At 35.3% G+C, this 21,216-nt stretch carries 21 protein-coding genes and 1 riboswitch; all 21 genes read right to left on the bottom strand.

Going from position 1 to position 21,216, the window contains the following annotated elements:
• Nucleotides 1-13: 13 nt before the first annotated feature.
• Complete coding sequence (gene rimI, locus THYS13_RS13010; protein WP_042834961.1) at nt 14-460, bottom strand: ribosomal protein S18-alanine N-acetyltransferase; 447 nt, start codon at nt 458-460, stop codon at nt 14-16.
• A gap of 3 nt (nt 461-463) precedes the next feature.
• A complete protein-coding gene (tsaB, locus tag THYS13_RS13005) occupies nt 464-1,156 on the bottom strand; it encodes a tRNA (adenosine(37)-N6)-threonylcarbamoyltransferase complex dimerization subunit type 1 TsaB (protein ID WP_042834960.1) in 693 nt (230 codons plus the stop codon).
• On the bottom strand, nt 1,156-1,614 hold the full coding sequence (tsaE, locus tag THYS13_RS13000; RefSeq protein WP_042834959.1) for a tRNA (adenosine(37)-N6)-threonylcarbamoyltransferase complex ATPase subunit type 1 TsaE: 459 nt from the start codon (nt 1,612-1,614) through the stop codon (nt 1,156-1,158). Before tsaE ends, tsaB begins: the two co-directional genes overlap by 1 nt.
• Before the next feature lie 92 nt (nt 1,615-1,706).
• A complete protein-coding gene (locus THYS13_RS12995; RefSeq protein ID WP_042834958.1) occupies nt 1,707-2,291 on the bottom strand; it encodes an ECF transporter S component in 585 nt (194 codons plus the stop codon).
• 88 nt (nt 2,292-2,379) lie between these two features.
• A riboswitch (FMN riboswitch) is annotated at nt 2,380-2,498 on the bottom strand.
• 84 nt (nt 2,499-2,582) lie between these two features.
• Nucleotides 2,583-3,524, bottom strand: a complete 942-nt coding sequence (gene arcC / locus THYS13_RS12990; protein WP_042834957.1) for a carbamate kinase — start codon at nt 3,522-3,524, stop codon at nt 2,583-2,585.
• 24 nt (nt 3,525-3,548) lie between these two features.
• The gene (gene argF / locus THYS13_RS12985; RefSeq protein WP_042834956.1) at nt 3,549-4,490 is read right to left on the bottom strand and encodes an ornithine carbamoyltransferase; all 942 of its coding nucleotides are present in this window, start codon (nt 4,488-4,490) and stop codon (nt 3,549-3,551) included.
• A gap of 67 nt (nt 4,491-4,557) precedes the next feature.
• Nucleotides 4,558-5,784, bottom strand: a complete 1,227-nt coding sequence (gene arcA, locus THYS13_RS12980) for an arginine deiminase (protein ID WP_042834955.1) — start codon at nt 5,782-5,784, stop codon at nt 4,558-4,560.
• A 336-nt stretch (nt 5,785-6,120) separates the two neighbouring features.
• Entirely contained in the window at nt 6,121-7,272 is a 1,152-nt protein-coding gene (locus THYS13_RS12975; protein ID WP_042834954.1) for an amidohydrolase, read from the bottom strand.
• A gap of 107 nt (nt 7,273-7,379) precedes the next feature.
• On the bottom strand, nt 7,380-8,060 hold the full coding sequence (locus THYS13_RS12970; RefSeq protein ID WP_042834953.1) for a TVP38/TMEM64 family protein: 681 nt from the start codon (nt 8,058-8,060) through the stop codon (nt 7,380-7,382).
• A 265-nt stretch (nt 8,061-8,325) separates the two neighbouring features.
• Complete coding sequence (locus tag THYS13_RS12965; protein WP_042834951.1) at nt 8,326-8,997, bottom strand: copper amine oxidase N-terminal domain-containing protein; 672 nt, start codon at nt 8,995-8,997, stop codon at nt 8,326-8,328.
• Nucleotides 8,998-9,089: 92 nt separating this feature from the next.
• Nucleotides 9,090-11,228, bottom strand: a complete 2,139-nt coding sequence (locus THYS13_RS12960; protein ID WP_042834950.1) for a Tex family protein — start codon at nt 11,226-11,228, stop codon at nt 9,090-9,092.
• 40 nt (nt 11,229-11,268) lie between these two features.
• Nucleotides 11,269-12,376, bottom strand: a protein-coding gene (prfB, locus tag THYS13_RS12955) for a peptide chain release factor 2 (protein ID WP_235603427.1) whose coding sequence is annotated in 2 segments (ribosomal slippage) — nt 11,269-12,306 and nt 12,308-12,376 — 1,107 coding nt in all. Because the reading frame shifts where the segments join, the coding sequence is not laid out codon by codon here.
• A gap of 16 nt (nt 12,377-12,392) precedes the next feature.
• A complete protein-coding gene (gene secA, locus THYS13_RS12950) occupies nt 12,393-15,086 on the bottom strand; it encodes a preprotein translocase subunit SecA (RefSeq protein WP_042834948.1) in 2,694 nt (897 codons plus the stop codon).
• A 159-nt stretch (nt 15,087-15,245) separates the two neighbouring features.
• Nucleotides 15,246-15,746: a hypothetical protein gene (locus THYS13_RS12945; protein ID WP_042834947.1), complete on the bottom strand. Its 501-nt coding sequence runs from the start codon at nt 15,744-15,746 to the stop codon at nt 15,246-15,248.
• Between the two features lie 107 nt (nt 15,747-15,853).
• On the bottom strand, nt 15,854-16,366 hold the full coding sequence (locus THYS13_RS12940) for a transcription repressor NadR (RefSeq protein WP_042834946.1): 513 nt from the start codon (nt 16,364-16,366) through the stop codon (nt 15,854-15,856).
• The gene (locus THYS13_RS12935; RefSeq protein WP_042834945.1) at nt 16,332-16,916 is read right to left on the bottom strand and encodes a DUF5317 domain-containing protein; all 585 of its coding nucleotides are present in this window, start codon (nt 16,914-16,916) and stop codon (nt 16,332-16,334) included. Before THYS13_RS12935 ends, THYS13_RS12940 begins: the two co-directional genes overlap by 35 nt.
• Nucleotides 16,906-18,180, bottom strand: coding sequence for an HD-GYP domain-containing protein (locus THYS13_RS12930; RefSeq protein WP_042834944.1), 1,275 nt, complete (start codon nt 18,178-18,180; stop codon nt 16,906-16,908). The genes THYS13_RS12935 and THYS13_RS12930 overlap by 11 nt, the downstream gene beginning before the upstream one ends.
• Before the next feature lie 219 nt (nt 18,181-18,399).
• Entirely contained in the window at nt 18,400-19,041 is a 642-nt protein-coding gene (locus tag THYS13_RS12925; RefSeq protein WP_042834943.1) for a hypothetical protein, read from the bottom strand.
• Between the two features lie 129 nt (nt 19,042-19,170).
• Nucleotides 19,171-19,716, bottom strand: a complete 546-nt coding sequence (gene hpf, locus THYS13_RS12920) for a ribosome hibernation-promoting factor, HPF/YfiA family (RefSeq protein ID WP_042834942.1) — start codon at nt 19,714-19,716, stop codon at nt 19,171-19,173.
• Between the two features lie 104 nt (nt 19,717-19,820).
• Complete coding sequence (locus tag THYS13_RS12915) at nt 19,821-20,543, bottom strand: amino acid ABC transporter ATP-binding protein (RefSeq protein ID WP_042834941.1); 723 nt, start codon at nt 20,541-20,543, stop codon at nt 19,821-19,823.
• Nucleotides 20,530-21,192, bottom strand: coding sequence for an amino acid ABC transporter permease (locus THYS13_RS12910; RefSeq protein WP_042834940.1), 663 nt, complete (start codon nt 21,190-21,192; stop codon nt 20,530-20,532). The genes THYS13_RS12915 and THYS13_RS12910 overlap by 14 nt, the downstream gene beginning before the upstream one ends.
• Between the last annotated feature and the right edge of the window lie 24 nt (nt 21,193-21,216).

Here is a 21,216-nt window from a genome sequence, read left to right as displayed (position 1 = left end):
TATTTCATCACCATCACAAGTCGTATTTCCACATTATAATTGCATCCTCATTATTATCTTGATAATAGCCTTTTCTTCTACCTAATGGTCTAAAGCCATATTTTGCATACAAATGTTGCGCTGTTATATTTGATTCTCTCACCTCTAATGTCATGGCGGTTATTCCATTTTTCTTAGCAAGGTCAATTAAATCTTCCATAATTTTACTTCCAATTCCTTTAGATCTGTAGTCCGGGTGAACTGCTATATTGGTTATATGCCCTTCATCTGCAACCACCCAAAATCCTCCATAACCCACAATTTTGTTGTCAACTTCCGCCACTATATACTTAGCACAGCTGTTCTTTGTAACTTCACTTATAAAAGCTTCTTTAGACCAAGGAGTGCTAAAGCTTAACTTTTCAATTTCCAAGACCTCTTCCACATCTTCTTTCCTCATAGGCCTTATAATAACATCCATTAATTAACTCCCCTCGCCACTTAAACGAATTTCAGCAGCCGATTTCCTTATATACACCGGCTTAAAATCAAAGAAACTAACCACTTCACCTTTTTTTATCTTTTGAATAGCAATCTCTCCTATGGAAGCTGCTCTTGCCATGTTATCCTTATCCTTTGCAAATAAAGCTTTGTCTCTTATCATCTCTTGTAATTTATCTTTATAGGAATAAACCCCCTCTCCTACGAACAGCACTTTGTCAGAATAATTGCTTATCAACTTCGTAATTTCCTCTAGAGAATACACCCCAGCATCTATTAAAACCTCAAAATTGACACCTTTTATTAGCATTCCATAAACATTTTCATTTAAAGCATCTATAACAGGGCATATAAGTCCTTCAAATTCACTGACATTATATGCAAGAGCTAAAAGAGAAGATACTCCTACAATAGGGATGTTAAGAGCATGAGCCAGACCCTTTGCAGTGGCAACACCGATTCTAAGCCCTGTAAAAGAGCCCGGACCTTCTGAAACAGCCACATGAGTTATTTGATTTATTGGTACTTCACACTTTTTAAGCAGTTCATCTATCATAGGCATTAAAATTACTGAATGCCTTAGATAATTTATAGAGTATTCTCCTATTATCCCCTTTTCATCTACTAATGCAACAGTAGCAGTTTTAGAAGAAGAATCTATTGCCAAAATTTTCATTACCCCATCTCCTTTAAAAGCTCCTCATATCGTCTCCCAAAATCTTTAAATAAAATAACTCTTTCATCTTCTTTTTCTCCTTTTTGAATTACCACTTCTAACCTTTCGTTCGGAAGTAAAGGTCCTAACCTTTCAGGCCATTCAATTGCACAAACTCCTTCGTCATAAAAATATTCCTCATAACCTATGTCATAAAGAGCCGTATAATCATCTAACCTATATAAATCAAAATGATAGAGGGGAATCCTTCCTCTACGTTCATTGACTAAAGTAAAAGTCGGGCTGGTAATTGGCTCATTTATTTCTAACCCCTTTGCAATTCCTTTTGTAAAGATAGTTTTGCCACTTCCCAGCTCACCATATAAAAGAATTATATCTCCACTCCTTAACAGCCTTCCTAATTTTTCTCCTAAAGCAATGGTCTCATCTCTATTTTTGCAAATATAAGTCTTCTTCACTAAGTCTCACCCCACTTATTATAACTTTATTATATACTATCTTTTAACAAATTAAAAATAAAAATAATCCCCAGCATACGCTAGGGATCTAATTAATTCTTTAAAAAAGGTGAAAGCTTTTTGTATACCAGCAAGGTAATTACTGACAACACGATTCCCTTTAACACATTAAAAGGAAATATTCCGTATGATATAAGAGTTTTTACATCCACTATATTTTTATTCGCTGCTCTACTCATATTAATTATGGCATCCATAGGCCATCCCATAACTTTTTGGTATAAAGGCAGAAAAACATAATAATTCAAAAGTGAAGCAGTAAAAGCCATCACTACTGTAGCAATTGCCATAGATATAAGGGCATTTTTTCGCGTCTTATTAAATTGATATATAATCCCTGCAGTGTAAACAAATATAGAACCTATAGCAAAGTTGGCAATTTCTCCAATACCACCCGATTGAGTTATAGTAGCATGGAGTATGTTTTTAATAAGCTCTACCATTACACCATATAAAGGTCCAATAGCAAAAGAAGCAACTAATGCAGGTACATCACTAAAGTCAAGTTTTAAAAAGCCAGGAAATAATGGTACCTGAAATTCTAAATACATAAGTATAAAAGCTGTTGCAGAAAGAAAACCTACTTTTACTATGGCTTGTGTTTTAGTCTTTTCCACAATTCATCCCTCCAAATTTATTTACTAAAAAATCCTGAAGATAAATCTTCAGGATTTTTTAGTTATTTTACAAAAATAAACATAAAAAGAAAATCTTCTCCCCTCCAGACTTTCACTGTCGGCTTTGGAATTTCACCAAATCTACCGCAGGCGCGGCTCGCGGGCTATACCGCCGGTCGGGAATTTCACCCTGCCCCGAAGATTTACCTTCGTCTTATTCAATTTTGATTTTATTTTCTCATTTTTATATATCTTTGTCAATAGTTTTTGTGAAAAATTTTTAATTTATTTTCATAAGCTTATAACTGTGCCTGCTTTTCCCTCTAAAGCTTCTAATGCTTTGCCTAAAGAAGTAATTATAGCTCGCCTTCCTACTTTTGACTTTGCAAACCTCACTGCTGCTTTAATTTTGGGAAACATACTGCCTGGCGCAAAATGACCTTCTTCCATGTATTTTATCGCCTCTTCAACTGTCATTTTGTCAAGAAACTTTTGATTTGGCTTGTTGTAATTTATTGCTACCTTTTCAACTGCTGTAAGAATCAATAAAACATCTGCATCAATGTCTTCCGCTAACTTTTCAGAAGCCAAATCTTTGTCTATTACGGCAGCTACTCCTTTTAAATTGCCATTTTCTTTAATAACAGGAATTCCTCCTCCCCCAACTGTTATTACTATTACCCCATTTTTTTCAAGTAACTTTATCGTATTAAGCTCTACAATTTCTTTGGGGTCAGGGGAGGGAACAACTCTTCTATACCCTCTTCCACTGTCTTCCACCATTTCATAACCTTTTTCTTTTATTAAAACTTCGGCTTCCTCTTTTGTATAAAAAGGTCCTATCGGTTTTGTGGGTTTCCCAAAAGCAGGGTCATTTTTATCCACTACAACTTGTGTTATGATAGTTGCTACTTCTTTTCTGATATTTCTTTCCTTCAAAACTTCTCTTAATGCTTGTTGAACCATATATCCTATCATACCCTGACTCTCTGCTCCACACACATCAAAAGGCATTGCAGGAACAATCATTGATGCAACTTCATTTTGAATGACTATATTCCCCACCTGTGGACCATTGCCATGAGTAATTACTACAGAATAACCTTTTTCAATTATGTCCGCCAGATACCCCGCTGTCCTCTTTACTACTTCCATCTGCGCCTCTGCAGTAGGAGGCGTATTTACGTCCTGCAGGGCGTTCCCTCCTAAAGCAATAACAACTTTTTCCTTCATAACGTCCTCCCCTGTAAAGTATTATTAAAGAAGAGTAGCAATCATCACAGCTTTAATTGTATGTTTTCTATTTTCCGCTTGGTCCCACACTCTCGATTGTTTTCCTTCTATAACATCAAAAGTAACTTCTTGTCCTTTTACTGCAGGCAAGCAATGTAAAAATATAGTATCTTCTCTTCCTGTCTTTTTCATCATTTTCTCATTCACTTGGAAAGGTCGCAAAAGAGCTTCCCTCTCTGTAGCCTTTGCTTCTTCTCCCATTGAAGCCCATACATCAGTGTAAATAGCATCTGCACCTTCAAGGCCCTCTCCTGGTACACTTGTAAGTTCAAAAGTCCCTCCATTTTCAGCTGCCATTTGCCTGATTTCATCTATAAACTCTTGTAAAGGCCATAATTCTTTTGGAGAATTAATCACATAGTGCATCCCCATCTTAGCGCAGCCTACCGCTAGAGTATTTGCCATATTGTTTCTTCCATCTCCTACAAATACAAGCTTTCTCCCTTTTAAACTCCCAAATTCTTCTTCTATTGTCATAAGGTCAGCCAAAACTTGAGTTGGATGATATTCATCAGTTAATCCATTATATACAGGCACACCTGCATATTTTGCCAAAATTTCCACGGTTTCTTGTTTGAAGCCTCTAAACTCTATTGCATCAAACATCCTTCCCAAAACTCTTGCAGTATCCTCTATTGATTCTTTGGCTCCCAACTGAATATCATCTGTTGATAAAAATACTGGGTGTCCTCCTTCTTCACCAAAAGCAGTTTCAAAAGCGCATCTCGTTCTTGTGGACCTCTTTTCAAAAATGAGAGCAATAGTCTTACCTAAAAATCTTTGATGTACAACCCCTGCTTTTCTCTCTGCTTTTACTTGTTTAGCAATGTCTAAAATATATCTTATTTCCTGAGGGGTGTAATCTTTTAAAGTTAATAAGCTCCTGCCCTTTAAATTAAATGCCATAGTCATCCTCCTTTTAGCAATTTTACTTTATTAATTTTATATTATCTTACCCCATTAGTCAAAAGGTTTATATATCTTCTCTCTTTAAAGGCATCGACATACATCTTGGGCCGCCGCGTCCCCTCACTAATTCAGAGCCTTCAATTTCAATAACTTTTATTCCATGATTTACTAAGGTGGTGTTGGTTATCTCATTTCTGTTATATGCCATTACAATTCCTGGAGCAATGGCCAAGGTATTTGTGCTGTCATTCCACTGTTCTCTTGCTCCTGTTATCTCATCACCTCCTCCACTTTCAATTAAACTGACTTTATCAAGGTCCAAGGAAGTCTCTAAAACTTTTGTAAAGTCTTCTTCTACCTTAACTTTAATTGATCCCTTTTCTCCCCTTGTAATCCTATAAACCTTTAATTTTTCCTTTATACCAGGATATATTAAAAATTTGTCCACATCCACCATAGTAAAAACTGTATCAAGGTGCATAAAAGTTCGCTTTTGGGGAATCTCTACAGCGATTATGCCTTGTAACTCTTCTTTTCTCTCTAAAAGAGTATGAGAAATTTCTTCAATTGCCTGTGGGGAGGTTCTTTCACTTATTCCAATAGCTATTACTTTCTTACTAAGAACTAACACGTCTCCTCCCTCAATAGGATACTCTGAACGATAATCATACCACAATAGATTCTCCTGTACTTTTAAAGTCTTAGAATGCTTAAAAACATACTTAAGCAACATGGCTTCTCTCTTTCGAGCAGTTGTCTTCATACTGCTTACCATCACACCATTGCCAATGACCGCAGCAGGGTCTCTCATAAAATAGCAATTTGGCAAAGGATTTATAAAAAATGGAGAATCCTTATAGACATAATCCACTAAAGATTGAGGTTTCGCTTCAGGTACTTCTTTTTTCAGAAGTCCTGCAATAGCGTAGTCCACTATTTCTCTGGGGGTTCTTTCCTTTAGAAAATTTGTAATTGTTTTCTTAACTTCTAAAGAAGTATTCATATAGGAAACCAAATCATATATAAAAAACTCTTTTATTCCACTATCCTGTAAAACCTCTTCCAATAAATCTTCTAAATAATAAACTGTCACTCCGTTTTCTTTTAAAGATTGCGCAAATTTGTCGTGCTCCTCCTGAATCCTTTTAAGCCAGGGAATATCATCAAAAAGGAGCTCACTTAAAAACTCAGGCGTCAACCTTTCTAACTCTTTACCAGGTCTATGAAGTAGGACAGACTTTAAATTTCCAATCTCAGAATAAACCTGCAAGCAATATGTGTTTTTCTCCAACTTTGTAACCTCCTCTGTCCCTTTTACTATACTACCTATCCATCAACTCAACTTTATACACCTATAGTATAATCCAATAAAATAACTTTTGCAATTTAACTTAGCAAATTAATGTAAACGTTTTGTATAAAAATAATTAAAAAAATAGTTTGTTTGTAAAGTTTTAAATAATTATTCAAATATCCCAAGAAAAAGCCCAAAAAATTCCCTCAATAAAACATGGCATGAATAAAAATAAATTATAGAATATCAGACTGCATAAAAAATTTTTTAAAGTTATAAAAAATTAGTGGGCTATTTATTCAGACTCCTCTAAACAAATAGCCCCATGACAGTTTATGCTTTATGTACTACTTTCCCATTAATAAATACATATTTTATCCTTGTCTTCACTTCTAATGGATCTCCATCAAAGACTACAATATCAGCGTCTTTTCCTTTTTCAATGCTTCCCACCCTGTCGTCAATTCCTAAAATTTTCGCAGGGTTTATGGTGATGGCTTTTAAAGCCTCCATTTCATCCATACCATCCTTTACAGCTAAAGCAGCACATAAAGGCAAATAATTGAGAGGTATTACAGGGTGGTCTGTCATTATCGCAATTGTAAGTCCTGCTTTTGAAAGAATACCTGCTGTCTTAAAGCTTAGATTTACAAGCTCAATCTTTGACCTTTCAGATAATGAAGGTCCCACAATAACTTTAGCATTTTCTTTCACCAATTCATCAACAATTAAATGGCCATCAGTACAATGGTCAATGGTTATATCTACATTAAATTCTTTTGCAATTCTTAAAGCAGTAAAAATATCATCTGCTCTATGAGCATGAGCTTTCAGTGGAATTTCTCTCTTTAATACTTTTACCAATGCTTCAAGGCCTAAGTCCCTTTCAGGCTTTTTGTCTTCCTCTGCATGCTCCATCTTTTCCATGTACTCCTTAGCTTTTATAAGCTCTTGCCTTAAAAGAGCCGCAACCGCCATTCTAGTTGAAGGCATTTTATGCTGCTCATGGTAAACGGATTTAGGATTTTCACCAAAAGCAACTTTTATTGCTGCTGGTTCTTTTACTATCATATCATCTATTCTTTTACCATAAGTTTTTATAACCGCAAACTGTCCTCCTATAACATTGGCACTGCCAGGACCTGTCGCAACAGTCGTAACCCCTGCTTGATAAGCTTCCTCAAAATACTTATCCATTGGATTTATTCCATCAATCGCTCTAAGTTGGGGAGTTATAGGATCTGTCGCTTCATTTCCATCTGCTCCTTCAAACCCCATAGCATTTTCCCACATTCCAAGATGACAATGAGCATCAATTAAACCCGGCATAACTGTAAAGCCTTCTACGTGAATCACTTCTGCATCCAAAGGAGCAATCAAATCCTCTCCAACATCAACAATTTTCCCGTCGTCGATGAGCACGTCTCCTTTTTCATAAATTTTACCGGCCATTGTAAAAACTTTTCCGCCTTTTAATAAATACATGTAATTCCCCCCTAAGTCCATTATACATTAACATTATAGCATAAAGGAAACGATTTTATGAAATCATTATATTTACAGAACAAATCCGGATAAAATTTTTTGTCCAGCTAAAATTTTTTAAACTTTTCCATTATTAAATCTTTTTTATAAACTCCTATTAAAAACAATAATACTGCGATAATTGCAACGACTCCTGCCATAAAGTAATTTTTATTTCCCAAATTCGCCCCTATGTATGCTGAAAAAAATATTCCTGGAAGTCTCGCAAAAAGAGTAATGATGAAAAAGTTATAAAACTTAACAGGTGTTATACCTGCAATGTATGAAAGAGCATCTTTTGGCATTCCTGGAATAAAAAATAGCAAAAAGAGGATAACTTCTCCTTTAGGATTATTTATAATATAATCGAATTTTTCCAAATTTTCCTCTGAAACAATACTTCTCACAAAATTATAACCTAAAACTCTCGCTATCAAAAAGCAAATAAGAGAACCTATAGTAATACCTATGACGGAATATAAAGTACCTAAAAAAGTTCCAAAAAGGTATCCCCCCGCAATTTGCACTACTTCTCCAGGTATGACAAATACGACCACTTGAAGTATTTGAACGCCTATAAATACAATAATTCCAAGCTTCCCAAAGCTGTGTATCCACTGTCTAAATTTATCGGGGCTGTTAATTAGTATATTTAAATTCTTCCCAAAAGTCACCATAGCCACTATTAATGCAATGACAAAAATGACGATTAAAATTATATTTACTATGTTAGTTTTGTTAATTTTCATTCACCCACACCTCAGCAAATTTATTAAACTATATTTTATTATATATTGAGGTGCATGCACTATCAAGCTGTAAAACATTAGAATCTCATTAAGAATCTAACTTTACTTAAGATTCATTTAAAGATATGTTAATAATAACACTATATATACAGACTGTAGACAAACTTTCGTAAAGGAGATATTTTTTAACTTTGTCAACAAACTGATATATACAGAAAACCGGCAGTAAAAGGCCGGTTTTCTGTATATTATCCTCTATGTAATTTCAATCATCGTTTTCTACTTCTTTATCGGTACCGTATACACTGTTTGTGACTGTCTCATTTGTATTTCCGTACACATCCTGAGATACTGTTGTTTCGTCAGAATTATTTTCTATTTCTGCTTGATCTTTTTCTTCAATTTCTATATCTCCTGTTTTTTCATCATAATTTATTTTTTCGCCTAAAATCTCTGATATAAATCTAATTGGCACAAATGTCCTATTGCTTATCTCCATTGCTGGAACGTCTAAAAAAACTTCTTTACCATTTACTAAAACTTTTGATTCACCTAAAATAAACTGAATTGTTATATCACCTTTTGTAATTGTAATAGTGCTTGTTGCCTGGTCCCACTCTACTTTTGCACCTAACCCATTCATTACAGCTCTAACAGGAATTAACGTCCTTCCTTCTTTTATAACTGGTGGCAGGTCAAATTTAATCTCTTTTCCATTAACAGATACTTTTGCTTTAAATTCATTAAATTTTACTTTAGGTTCAAATCTCGTCTGTGTTTGGGCTTCTAACTGATTTTTAGTTTCTCCTTTTGCCTCCAGTTTAGTTTCTGTTTTAATTTTTAGCTCATGTTTCGCCTTATCTGGCTTCGCATAGACTGTTAAAGCAGAAGAAAAAACGAGTAACCCCATAAGCACAAAAGCTAATACTTTCTTCATACTCTCTTCCTCCTTTGTTTGATTTACCTTATTTTCACTATATAATTTCGGAGGAAGAAATAAATTTTTAGGGGGTACCAATTAAAAATTTTTTATTTCATTGAAAGAGAAATTCTATTTCTCTCAACGTCAACACTTAAAACTCTCACTTTTACAATGTCTCCCACTGAAACCACATCAAGAGGATGTTTTATGTAGTTTTGAGACATTTCAGAAATGTGGACAAGCCCATCAGTATGAACCCCTATATCTACAAAGCAGCCAAAATCAGTGACATTTCTAACTGTTCCCATAAGCTCCATGCCCGGTTTTAGCTCATTTATAGTCATTACATCAGACCTCAAAATTGGCTTAGGCAAATCCTCTCTGGGATCTCTTCCAGGTTTTTTAAGCTCTGAAACTATATCATAAAGAGTAGGAAGTCCTATATCGTATTCCTCTGAAATCTTCTTTAATCCGTATTCTTCTAAAGAATTAGCAAAATCTTTTAACTTTTTTCTATCTAGTTTTTCTTTTTTATATCCAAATTTTTTCAAAAGCTTTTCTAAGGTTTCGTAACGCTCTGGGTGAACTGCTGTTGAGTCAAAGATATTGTCTCCATCCAAAATCCTTAGAAAACCGGCACATTGTGTAAAAGTGGCTTCTCCTAACCTTTTTACATTTTTAAGCTGCTCCCTATTTGTAAATTTCCCTATTTGATTTCTATATTCCACAATATTCTTGGCAATAGCAGCATTTATCCCTGAAACGTATTTTAATAAAGAAACTGATGCAGTGTTTAAATCAACCCCTACGCTGTTTACACAATCTTCTACCACACCGTTTAAAGCATCCCCCAATTTTTTCTGGTCTACATCGTGTTGATATTGTCCTACCCCGATGGACTTTGGATCAATTTTTACAAGCTCTGCCAATGGGTCTTGAAGCCTTCGCGCCAGTGAGATAGCTCCTCTTAAACTTACGTTTATATCAGGAAATTCCTCTGTACCTATTTGAGAAGCAGAATAGACTGATGCACCTGCTTCATTCACTATCACATACTTTACCTCTCTTGAAAGTTCCTTTATAAGCTCTGCTATAAACATTTCACTCTCTCTTGAAGCAGTTCCATTTCCCAAAGCAATTAAAGTGACATTGTATTTTTCTATTAACTCTTTTAAAACCTTTTTAGAATTTTCAAAATCATTTTGAGGAGGAGTAGGGTAGATTGTTGCAGTATCCAAAAGTTTTCCCGTTTCATCCACAATGGCAATCTTGCACCCTGTCCTATACGCTGGGTCGAATCCCATAACAACGTGTCCTTTTATTGGCGGCTGAAGTAAAAGACTTTTTAGATTTTCTTTAAAAACTATTATTGCCTTTTCTTCTGCTTTTTCCGTAAGAGTATTCCTTATTTCCCTCTCTATTGAAGGAGCAATAAGCCTTTTGTAGGAATCTTCAATTGCCTTCTTATAATACTCTGCAAATATTGAAGCTTTATTTACTTTTGATTCTATAAGCCTATTTATTATCCTTTCACTATCTATCTCAATTTTTACAGATATGTATTTTTCCCTTTCTGCCCTGTTTATCGCCAGTATTCTATGAGGCGGTATTGTCTTTACAGCTTCTTTATAGTCATAATACATCTCATAGGGAGACCTTTCTTGTTTTAACGCTTGTGTCACTATAATTCCGTTATTCCATGTAAAACTCCTTATGTATTTTCTTATATCAGCGTCATCAGATATATCCTCTGCAATTATATCCATTGCCCCTTGGTATGCTTCTTCAACTGTTGGAACATTTTCATTAAGATAAGGCTTTGCGTATTCCTCTACATCCCCATCTGTTACCTCATTTGAAGAAATAAGCTTTGCAAGAGGTTCCAAGCCTTTTTCTTTCGCAATGGTCGCCCTTGTCCTTCTTTTTGGCCTAAAAGGCCTGTATATGTCTTCCACCTCTTGTAAAGTTGTAGCATTTTCTATTTTTGCTTTTATCTCCTCTGTCAGTTTTCCCTGTTCATCAATTAACCTTATAGTATCCTGTTTCTTCTCTTCAAGGTTTCTCAAATATGTAAGTCGGTCATAAAAATTTCTTAAAACCTCATCTGACAAACTTCCTGTTGCTTCTTTCCTGTACCTTGCAATAAAAGGAATTGTATTCCCTTCATCAATAAGCTTTATTGTATTTTCCACTTGAAAGTCTTTAAGATTAAATTCTTTTTTTAACGTTTCTTTTACTCTATCCATAACTTACCCCTTTCTCACATAAATTTAAAGGGATACCTTTTTAAGATATCCCTTGTGATTTTTGCTTTAGATAAGCGTTTATAAATCCGTCTATTTCTCCATCCATCACTACCTGAACATTTCCCACTTCATAATTTGTCCTATGGTCTTTAACAAGGGTATAAGGCTGGAAGACATAAGACCTTATTTGGTTGCCCCATGCCGCCTCTCTATGCTCTCCTTTTAAGTCTTCGATTTTTTCTTTCTTCTCTTTCATCATGAGGTCCAAAAGTTTAGCTTTAAGCATTTTCATGGCAGTTTCTCTGTTTTGAATCTGAGACCTTTCACTTTGACATGAAACCACTATACCTGTTGGAAGGTGAGTAATCCTTACAGCAGATTCCGTCTTATTTACATACTGTCCTCCGGCACCCGAAGCCCTATAAGTGTCAACTTTTAAATCCTCAGGTCTTATTTCCACTTCAATATCATTTTCTAATTCAGGAAGTACTTCCACAAGGGCAAATGAAGTATGCCTTCTACCGGCCGCATCAAAAGGAGATATCCTCACAAGACGGTGAACACCTGCCTCTGATTTAAGATACCCATAGGCAAAAGGCCCTTTTATCATTAGAGTAACACTTTTAATACCCGCTTCTTCCCCTTGCAGATAATCAAGAGTTTCCACCTCGAAACCTTTGTCATTAGCCCATCTTGTATACATGCGAAGTAACATTTCAGCCCAATCTTGAGCCTCTGTACCACCTGAACCTGCATGAATAGAAAGTATGGCATTGTTTTTATCATATGGGCCATTTAATAGTGTTTTTATCTTTAAGTCTTCTAACTTTTTCTTTAACTCTTTGTACTCTTTGTCTACTTCGTCAGTTATTGATTCATCCTCTTCTTCTAATCCCAATTCAATAAGAGTACTCAAGTCTTCCCATTTAGTTACAAGTGAATTATATTCTTCTAGCAGTTCTTTTAATTCCTTCTGTCTCTTAGCTAATTCTTGAGACTTTTTAATGTCGTTCCAAAAATTGGGGTCAGCCATTTTTTTGTCTATTTCTTCTATTTCTCTTTTGACACCTTCTATGTCAAAGAGAAACCCCCATTTCTTTTATTTCTTCAATCATGTTTGAAACTTCTGCTTTGTAGTCTTGCAACAAACTGCATCTCTCCTTTTTAGTATTTTATATTGGCACCACAACATTTTTTATATTTTTTACCGCTACCACAAGGACATGGGTCATTTCTGCCAACTTTTTTGCCCTTAACAACTGGCTGTTTTTTCTCTTCTGCATCTACATTTGTAGAAACAGGCTTTGCTACTTGTTCTCTTTGAATCATATTGTCTTTATTGATTTGAATGTGATATAAAAATTTAACAGTATCTTCTTGTATGCTTTGTATCAAGTCTTCAAACATATCAAAAGCTATTTTTTTGTACTCAATAAGAGGGTCCACTTGTCCATAAGCTCTTAAGCCTATGCCTTGACGCAATTGGTCCATTTCGTCTATGTGGTCCATCCACTTAGTATCCACAACTCTCAAAAGAACTATTCTTTCGATTTCCCTCATTTGTTCTGGACCAATTTCTGCCTCTTTTTTCTCATACTGTCTTACTGCCTCTTCATATATTATGTCAGTCAAGACATCTTTGTCAAGCCTATCTATATCAACATCAATAATCACGCTGTCTTTTTCAAGGAACATGTCATAAAGATGGTTTAAAAGCCCTTTTATATCCCATTCCTCAGGGTACTTACTTCCTGCAGTATATATCTCAACGTTTCTCTCTATTATGCTTTTTACCATGTCAAGAATAGATTCTTTTAAGTTTTCACCTTCAAGTACCTTTCTTCTTTGGGCATATATTATCTCTCTTTGTTTGTTCATTACATCGTCATACTGCAAAACGTGTTTTCTAGTGTCAAAGTTTATACCCTCTACCTTTTTCTGAGCTTGCTCAATTTGTTTTGTCAAAATCTTATGCTCTATTGGCTGGTCATCATCAATTCCCAGACTGTCCATCATGTTCTTTACTCTTTCTGAGCCAAAAAGTCTCATAAGGTCGTCTTCTAAAGATATATAAAATCTCGTTTCTCCAGGGTCTCCTTGACGTCCTGCACGTCCTCTCAACTGATTGTCTATTCTCCTAGCTTCGTGCCTTTCAGTGCCTATAATGTAAAGTCCACCCAGCTTTACAACCTCATCGTGCTCTTTTTCAGTATCTTTTTTCGCCTCTTCAAGAAGCTCAAAATATCTCTCGCGGGCTTTTCTAACTTCCTCGTCTGAAATAGGTCCATATCCTGCAGCTTCGTTAATAATTTCTTTTGAGTAGCCCTCCTCAAGCATCTTTTTCTTAGCTATAAACTCAGGATTACCTCCCAACAGTATATCAGTACCACGACCTGCCATGTTTGTAGCAATTGTAACTGCTCCCTTTCTTCCTGCCTGTGCTATTATCTCTGCTTCTTTTTCATGGTACTTTGCATTTAATACTTGATGAGGTATCCCTCTCTTTTTTAACATGGCGCTTAATTTTTCAGATTTTTCAATAGAAATTGTACCAACTAAAACAGGCTGCCCTTTCTTGTGATGCTCCACAATATCCTCAACAACAGCTCTAAACTTAGCCTCTTCAGTTTTGTATATCACATCAGGGTGGTCTATCCTTATCATCGGTTTGTTAGTAGGTATCACTACGACATCTAACCCATAAATTGCCCTAAATTCTTGCTCTTCTGTTTGAGCTGTACCTGTCATACCCGCTAATTTTTTATACATTCTAAAGTAATTCTGGAATGTTATGGTGGCTAAAGTTTTGCTTTCTCTTTCTACCTTAACACCTTCCTTTGCCTCGATAGCCTGATGGAGACCTTCACTGTACCTTCTCCCAAACATAAGCCTTCCTGTAAATTCGTCTACTATGATGACTTGACCATCTTTTACCACATAGTCTATATCTCTTTTCATTATGGCGTGAGCTTTCAATGCCTGGTTAATGTGATGAGAAATTTCCATGTTTTCAATATCAGCAAGGTTTTTAATGCCAAAAAATTTTTCTGCCTTAACTATCCCTTTTTCAGTTAAACTTACTGCCTTTGCTTTTTCATCAACTACATAGTCTTCATCTTTTCTCAAAGTCCTTACAAATCTGTCGGCTAACTTATACATGTCTGTGGATTTTTCACCTACACCTGATATGATAAGAGGAGTCCTTGCTTCGTCTATCAGTATGCTATCTACCTCGTCTACTATAGCATAATTAAGTTCTCTTTGCACCATGTCTTCTTTGTATATAACCATGTTGTCTCTTAAGTAATCAAAACCAAATTCATTGTTGGTCCCATAGGTTATATCAGCAGCATAGGCCTTTTTTCTTTCTTCAGGGTCCATATCATGGAGTATCACTCCAACACTTAAACCTAAAAACTCGTATATTTTGCCCATCCAATCGCGGTCTCTTTTTGCCAAATAATCATTGACAGTTACAATGTGAACCCCTTTACCTTCTAAAGCATTAAGATATGCAGGTAATGTCGCGACAAGGGTTTTACCTTCACCAGTTTTCATCTCAGCGATGCGCCCCTGGTGAAGGACAATGCCGCCTATCACCTGCACTCTAAAATGTTTCATTTTAAGAGTTCTCCAGGCTGCCTCTCTTACCACCGCAAAAGCCTCAGGAAGTATATCATCAAGAGTTTCACCATTTTTCAATCTATTTTTAAATTCATCTGTTTTTGCCCTAAGCTCTGCATCCGTAAGTCTTGCCATTTGATCTTCATATGACAAAACTTTATCGGCAATTGGTTCCAATCTTTTTACTTCTCTTTCACTGTAGCTGCCAAATATTTTTTCCACTAAGCCTAACATTTTATCACCTTCTAAGGTATTGTTAATCAACTATATATTATATCACTATGAAATCTCAATGACAATAAAAAACAGTCTTTTTAAAGAATATTTTACACTCTCTTCATACAATTTTCACAAAAAAGAACGTCTCAAAATGAGACGTTCCTTTTTAAAAGATTAATTTTTTATGTCCACAGCTTTAAACTTCAAAATAGGATTTAATGCGTAAAATAGTGCCAATGCAATTGCAGAATCTATTGTGTGATGAATCATTGTTCCTATTCCTACAACCACAAAAGCCTTGTAAAAATCAAATCCAAAAGGTATTACCACAATTGCTTCTAAAACAGCATGTATTGGAAGTGTAACGGCTAACGCCACGGGAAAAGAATATCCTCTTTGCATCATTTTAGCTCCAACATAGCCAAACACTGCATGAACTGCCGCCCTTGCTGCTATTACAGGTCCCAATTTTATTAAAAATCCTATCGCAGATACTATACCTACAAATACTGCTGTTGCAGGGCTTATAAGCATTGCCAGCATTACAGGTACATGAGATGCCAGTGTGGCTGAGAAAGGCGGAATAACTATTCCTAATACTCCTCCAAAAGCCAATGGTATAATAAGGGATAGTGCTGCTAAAAGTCCTCCAATAGTAATTTCTTTTGTCTTCACATTAAAACCCCCATTCTTTAATTTTCACAATTATAGTATACACAGATGTATATACATATGTCAATAATAAAACAACCACTTTCTAAAAATTTTAAAGTGGTTATTCCTTATTCTATTAAAAACCCTTTTTCTTCCAAAGCCCTTTGTATTCTATCTAGTACCTCTTCATTCTCCGCCTCAACAGTGTGAAGATGCACTCCATCCGTCAGAGAAGACAAAAGGGTCGCTTTCCCTTCTTTTACAAACTCCATAAATTTACTTACATCATACCTTGAAGAAAGCATTAAAAGCCCTTTTATCTCTCCGTAGAAGGGATGCTCTACAATTACATCTAGCACTTTCCCACCATTGTCAACTATTAAATTTAGCTCCTCTTCTGTCCTCTCATATCCGTGTTTGACAGCAAAAACCCTTTTTACAGTGTTTTCTTTTGCTGTGTCTATTACATATCCTTGAGGAGTGGATAATATTTTAATCCCCTTAGCCCTTAAAATAGCTATATCCTGCACAATAATCTGCCTTGTAACACCAAATCTTTTGGCAAGGTCAGAGCCGGATATAGGCTCTTTAGTATTCTTTAAAATTTCAGCTATTTTGTTCCTTCGCTCTTGTGCCGTCATGATTCTTCACCTTTTTAAGCATTGCATTTGTAACAAGTAAAAACGTCCCCGTTGCCATTATAAAATCTCCTATGCTAAAGGCTTTGGGCAGTGGATAAGGTTTCGGCAACACTAAGACATCCGCTAAAAATTTTAACCGTGTAGAACTTGTCAAAACCTGATGGGTAGCAATTTTATTTGCCTGAAGTTCTGGTATGAGATTATTAAGTCCCGCTGCCTTTAAAGCATCAATGGAGACAGGCATTCTTCCTCCGTTGGCAAATATAACGATAAAATTTAAAAGCACTCCCACACTTATTATCCTAAAATACCTGTTATCTTTATTGTACCACAATCCTATGAAAAGCAAAAGATAAACAAAAAAGTGAATATAAGACCGGTATTCCATAATCGCATGAAATTTATTGGCAAGGTTTAACATGCCAAACTCCAAAGCAAAAGCCGTTATAAAAAGGCTGGGCTTTTTTATATAAATATCAGCGATTCCGCTGATTTTCCCTCTTCTTAAAGTTCCATAAATCAGAGAAGCACCAAGTGAATCAAATATCATGTTTAAACTCCTCCCTATTCTTTTCAAAAGCTTTTTTGAAAGCACTTATTATTTTAGGACTAAACTGTGTCCCTTCGTTTGCCACAATTATTTTATATGCTTCCTCTTGTGAAAAAGCCTTTCGGTAAGGCCTGTCTGAAACCAACGCGTCAAAAACGTCTGCTAAAGAAAGTATTTGCGCTTCCAATGGTATTTCGTCACCTTTTATCCCGTCGGGATATCCACTTCCATTATACCACTCATGATGGTATTTCACCCATAGAGAAGCCTCTTTTAACGCAGGGACATCTCTCAATATTTCATAGCCCTTTTGAGGGTGTTCTTTTATTATGCTTAATTCTTCATCAGTTAGCTTCCCTGGCTTATTTAAAACCTCTTCTTTTACTCCAATCTTTCCTATATCATGTAAAAGGGCTGCAATTCTCACCATTTCAGTGTGAGACTCACTTAATCCAAATTCTCTACAAAGTAAAGCCGAAATTTTTTCTACGTTTTTTGAATGACCTGCTGTGTACTTGTCCTTTGCATCAAGAGCCTTTACAAGCACATTTATTGTATCATAATAAGACTGCTTTGAGTCCATGTAAAGCTTAAACATATATCGTATCATAAAAAGAGGTATAAAGAGTAAAATAAGACTTATGTACCCTATTCTTATAAAAGCTTCTGACATAACTATACCTAAAAAAGAAAGAAAGAGAAAATTGGGTACCATCCATTTGATTTCTTTTGTTAAAACATATGTAAGTGATTTATTTGTTAAAAAAGATAATAATATTGCTACAATAGAAGTATTTAAGAGATAATATACAATTGCTCCAAATATTGCAGATAAAAGGTGTTTCGGGTATATATATGTTCCCGCTATACCACCAAAATATTCATATATTAGGCCACCAATTCCAACACTTAAAGCTAATTGAGAAATATTAAATAAAACTTTGTAATAAGGCAAGTTAAATAAGTGTACTATTTTACCATCCGGATACTTGGCAAAGCGAAAAGTCATGCCTAAAGAAGCAATTAAAGAACCTTCGTATGGTCCAAATATAAGAACAGCCATTAAATCAACTGCAAATGCAACAGATACAGTAATTTCTTTTGCAACATATATTGGCATTGATTCAGCTAAAGCTGCAAAAAAACCAAATAAAATTATATCTATAACTCTATTTATAGGAATGTTTAATATAGAATAAATAATAAAAGATAACCCTAAACTTATTATTATAGAGATATATATTTTTACTCTTTTGTTAAGCATAATAGACCTCCTATTTTCAATCTAAAAAACACCTCAAACCGCTTATGTCCATGCTAAATTTGCACCTCCTGCTAATGCAAGTGCCATTAAAGCTAACAATATTTTTATAAGTGTCGCTTTATTCATCCTGAAACCCTCCTTTGCTGTTAAACTTTCTGCCCTTAGGCTTCAGGTAACGCTACGCTAAGCAACTTTTAAGCGGTTTGGGTGTTAAAATAACTAACGGGACGTAATTGACATTACACGCCTGTTAACGGCATCCAATGTGGCTTTTACCACAGCTTCCCCTTCATCTTTTTTTATAAGACAAGAGCCAGTAAGGAGTTCCTCCTGGTTATTTGTCACATGAGTAACCCCTACAACTATTATCCTGCTTTTAGCTATATTAAATATATCGACATCTTCCAACAAAAATAAATGGTTTTTGGGAATCAACTTAGAAATAGAGTCTAAAGTAGCATTGGCAATTATTTTATATTTATTACTTGCAGTATTAGGTCCTTCGGCATATCCTTCAAAAACCTCATCCCCTCTTGTGAGGATAACTCTCGCTTCACTGGTAAGTCCATTATTTATAAATGAATAGCTTGAAAAAACAAGCCTCTGTTCTCCTTGGAGATTTTCTCCCATATCAATTTGCGCTACACTGACAATCTTGTGATTTATATCAATTCCAAACTGTGCCATTATGACAGATTGCACATCTCTTGCAATCTGCTTTGCATTCCTTGTACTGTCAGCCAACACGTGAATTTCTGTTATTTCACCATTCTCTACAACTACCCTACTGGATAGTACTCCTTGAATTTTATTTATATACTCTTCCATCGAATTTACTGTATCTTTTGTTATTTCACCCATTATCTTCACACCCTATTAAAATTTGTCCACACTAAGAATATATTCTATACAAAATTTAAAATTCCTTCTTTTTAGACAAAAAAATTGGGGATAGAGCCTATCCCCAATTTTTTAGCTTCTTATGTAGTTTTATTCTATTGGCTCTATTAAGCCATATTTCCCATCTTTTCTTTTGTATACGACATTTATAGTGTCAGTGTCGGCATTTGTAAATACAAAGAAGCTATGTCCCAAAAGGTTCATCTGAAGAATTGCTTCTTCAGGTGACATAGGCTTTATAGGGAACCTCTTTGTTTTAACTATTTCAAAGGAACCATCTTCCTCTTCTCCCTTAGCTTCTTCATAAACAGGTGGAATTTCAAACCTTATTGACTCATTAGCACCAAATCTATTTTTAAGCTTTGTCTTGTGTTTGAGTATTTGTTTTTCTATTTTGTCTACAACCCTATCAATTGACACATACATGTCATCGCTGATTTCCTCAGCTCTAAATATAATACCCTTAAAAGGTATCGTAATTTCCGCAATGTGATTGTTTTTCTGAACACTTAAAACAGTCCTAACTTCAGTGTCCTCAGTAAAGTACTTGCTTAACTTGCTCACATTTTTTATAACCGCATCCCTTAGTCCATCCGTAACTGTCATGCCATTTTTACCGCTTACTGTAATATTCATAGTATCAAACCCCTCTCATTATCCTTCTATTTAATATAATTCTACATAAAAAACAATATTCCTGCAATATGTGGAAACAAAAAACACTCCTTTTCGGAGTGCCTTTACAAAATCTTACTTATAAATTCCTTTGTCCTTTCATTTTTTGTATTGTAGAAAATATCTTCTGGCGTCCCTTCTTCAATTATCATTCCATCGTCCATAAAAATGACTCTATCTCCCACTTCCCTCGCAAAACCCATCTCATGAGTGACAACTACCATCGTCATTCCTTCATTAGCCAATCCTTTCATGACGTTTAAAACTTCTTTTACCATTTCAGGGTCAAGGGCTGATGTGGGCTCATCAAAAAGCATAATATCTGGCTGCATAGCTAATGCCCTTGCAATTGCAAGTCTCTGCTTTTGGCCGCCTGAAAGCTTAATAGGGTACTCGTCCTTTTTGTCTAAAAGCCCTACTTTTTCAAGTAAGCCCAAAGCTATCTTCTCAGCGGTTTTTTTGTCCATTTTTTTCACTTTAATAGGAGCTAAAGTTACATTTTCAAGAGCTGTCAGGTGTGGAAATAAATTAAAATGCTGAAAAACCATTCCTACTTTTTGCCTTATCTTATTGATGTTTACTTTTTTGTCGTTTATTTTGATCCCTTCAATATAGATTTCTCCTTTAGTAGGCACCTCTAAAAGGTTTATACACCTTAAAAGGGTACTTTTTCCCGAACCACTTGGTCCTATTATCACAACAACTTCTCCCTTATTTACGTTTAGACTTACACCTTTTAATACTTCTAAATCCCCAAAGGTTTTATATACCTCATTAACGCGTATCACCAGCCCTCAACCTCCTTTCAAAGATTCCAAGGAGTCTTGAAAAGATGAAGGTCATTATAAAATATATAGCTGCAATGATGATGTAAGGCTCGAAATACTTATAAGTAACGCTTTGTATAATGTCTGCTTGCCTTGTAAGGTCCGCAAAGCCTATTACTGATACAATAGCTGATTCTTTGAGCATCACGATAAATTCATTTCCCAAGGCAGGAAGGATATTTTTTATTGCCTGGGGAATTATAACATACCTCATCGCCATAGCATGAGTCATGCCAAGGGAACGAGCTGCTTCGTTTTGACCAGGGTCTACAGCTTGTATGCCTGCTCTTATAATTTCGGCAACATAAGCAGCGCTATTTATGGCAAGAGCAGAAACTCCTGCTGTAAAAGCTGGTATATCTATTCCAAATTGCATAAGGCCATTATATATCAATAAAAGTTGTACCAAAAGAGGAGTACCTCTTATAATTTCAACATAACTGGCTCCTATAAAACTTAGAGGTTTTATAGAAGACATTTTAATAAGAGCTATGAATAGACCTAATATAACTCCTATAGTCACTGCTAAAAATGTGAGTTTTAAAGTCATGAGAAGGCCACTTGCAAATAAATGACTGTATTTTAGCATGCTCAAAAAATTTACACTCATAAAAATCTTCCTTTCAGCAAAATT

Origin of the sequence: Thermoanaerobacter sp. YS13 (genome assembly GCF_000806225.2) — a bacterium.
GTDB lineage: Bacteria > Bacillota > Thermoanaerobacteria > Thermoanaerobacterales > Thermoanaerobacteraceae > Thermoanaerobacter > Thermoanaerobacter uzonensis.
Note: the sequence above shows the minus strand (reverse complement) of the source record. Positions and strands in the feature narration are given on the sequence as shown.

Excerpts from the sequence above, each read along its gene's own strand:
- rimI (WP_042834961.1), bottom strand. The coding sequence starts at position 460 with ATGGATGTTATTATAAGGCCTATGAGGAAAGAAGATGTGGAAGAGGTC.
- tsaB (WP_042834960.1), bottom strand. The coding sequence starts at position 1,156 with ATGAAAATTTTGGCAATAGATTCTTCTTCTAAAACTGCTACTGTTGCA.
- arcC (WP_042834957.1), bottom strand. The coding sequence starts at position 3,524 with ATGAAGGAAAAAGTTGTTATTGCTTTAGGAGGGAACGCCCTGCAGGAC.
- argF (WP_042834956.1), bottom strand. The coding sequence starts at position 4,490 with ATGGCATTTAATTTAAAGGGCAGGAGCTTATTAACTTTAAAAGATTAC.
- THYS13_RS12975 (WP_042834954.1), bottom strand. The coding sequence starts at position 7,272 with ATGTATTTATTAAAAGGCGGAAAAGTTTTTACAATGGCCGGTAAAATT.
- THYS13_RS12970 (WP_042834953.1), bottom strand. The coding sequence starts at position 8,060 with ATGAAAATTAACAAAACTAACATAGTAAATATAATTTTAATCGTCATT.
- THYS13_RS12965 (WP_042834951.1), bottom strand. The coding sequence starts at position 8,997 with ATGAAGAAAGTATTAGCTTTTGTGCTTATGGGGTTACTCGTTTTTTCT.
- THYS13_RS12960 (WP_042834950.1), bottom strand. The coding sequence starts at position 11,228 with ATGGATAGAGTAAAAGAAACGTTAAAAAAAGAATTTAATCTTAAAGAC.
- secA (WP_042834948.1), bottom strand. The coding sequence starts at position 15,086 with ATGTTAGGCTTAGTGGAAAAAATATTTGGCAGCTACAGTGAAAGAGAA.
- THYS13_RS12940 (WP_042834946.1), bottom strand. The coding sequence starts at position 16,366 with ATGACGGCACAAGAGCGAAGGAACAAAATAGCTGAAATTTTAAAGAAT.
- THYS13_RS12935 (WP_042834945.1), bottom strand. The coding sequence starts at position 16,916 with ATGATATTTGATTCACTTGGTGCTTCTCTGATTTATGGAACTTTAAGA.
- THYS13_RS12930 (WP_042834944.1), bottom strand. The coding sequence starts at position 18,180 with ATGCTTAACAAAAGAGTAAAAATATATATCTCTATAATAATAAGTTTA.
- THYS13_RS12925 (WP_042834943.1), bottom strand. The coding sequence starts at position 19,041 with ATGGGTGAAATAACAAAAGATACAGTAAATTCGATGGAAGAGTATATA.
- hpf (WP_042834942.1), bottom strand. The coding sequence starts at position 19,716 with ATGAATATTACAGTAAGCGGTAAAAATGGCATGACAGTTACGGATGGA.
- THYS13_RS12910 (WP_042834940.1), bottom strand. The coding sequence starts at position 21,192 with ATGAGTGTAAATTTTTTGAGCATGCTAAAATACAGTCATTTATTTGCA.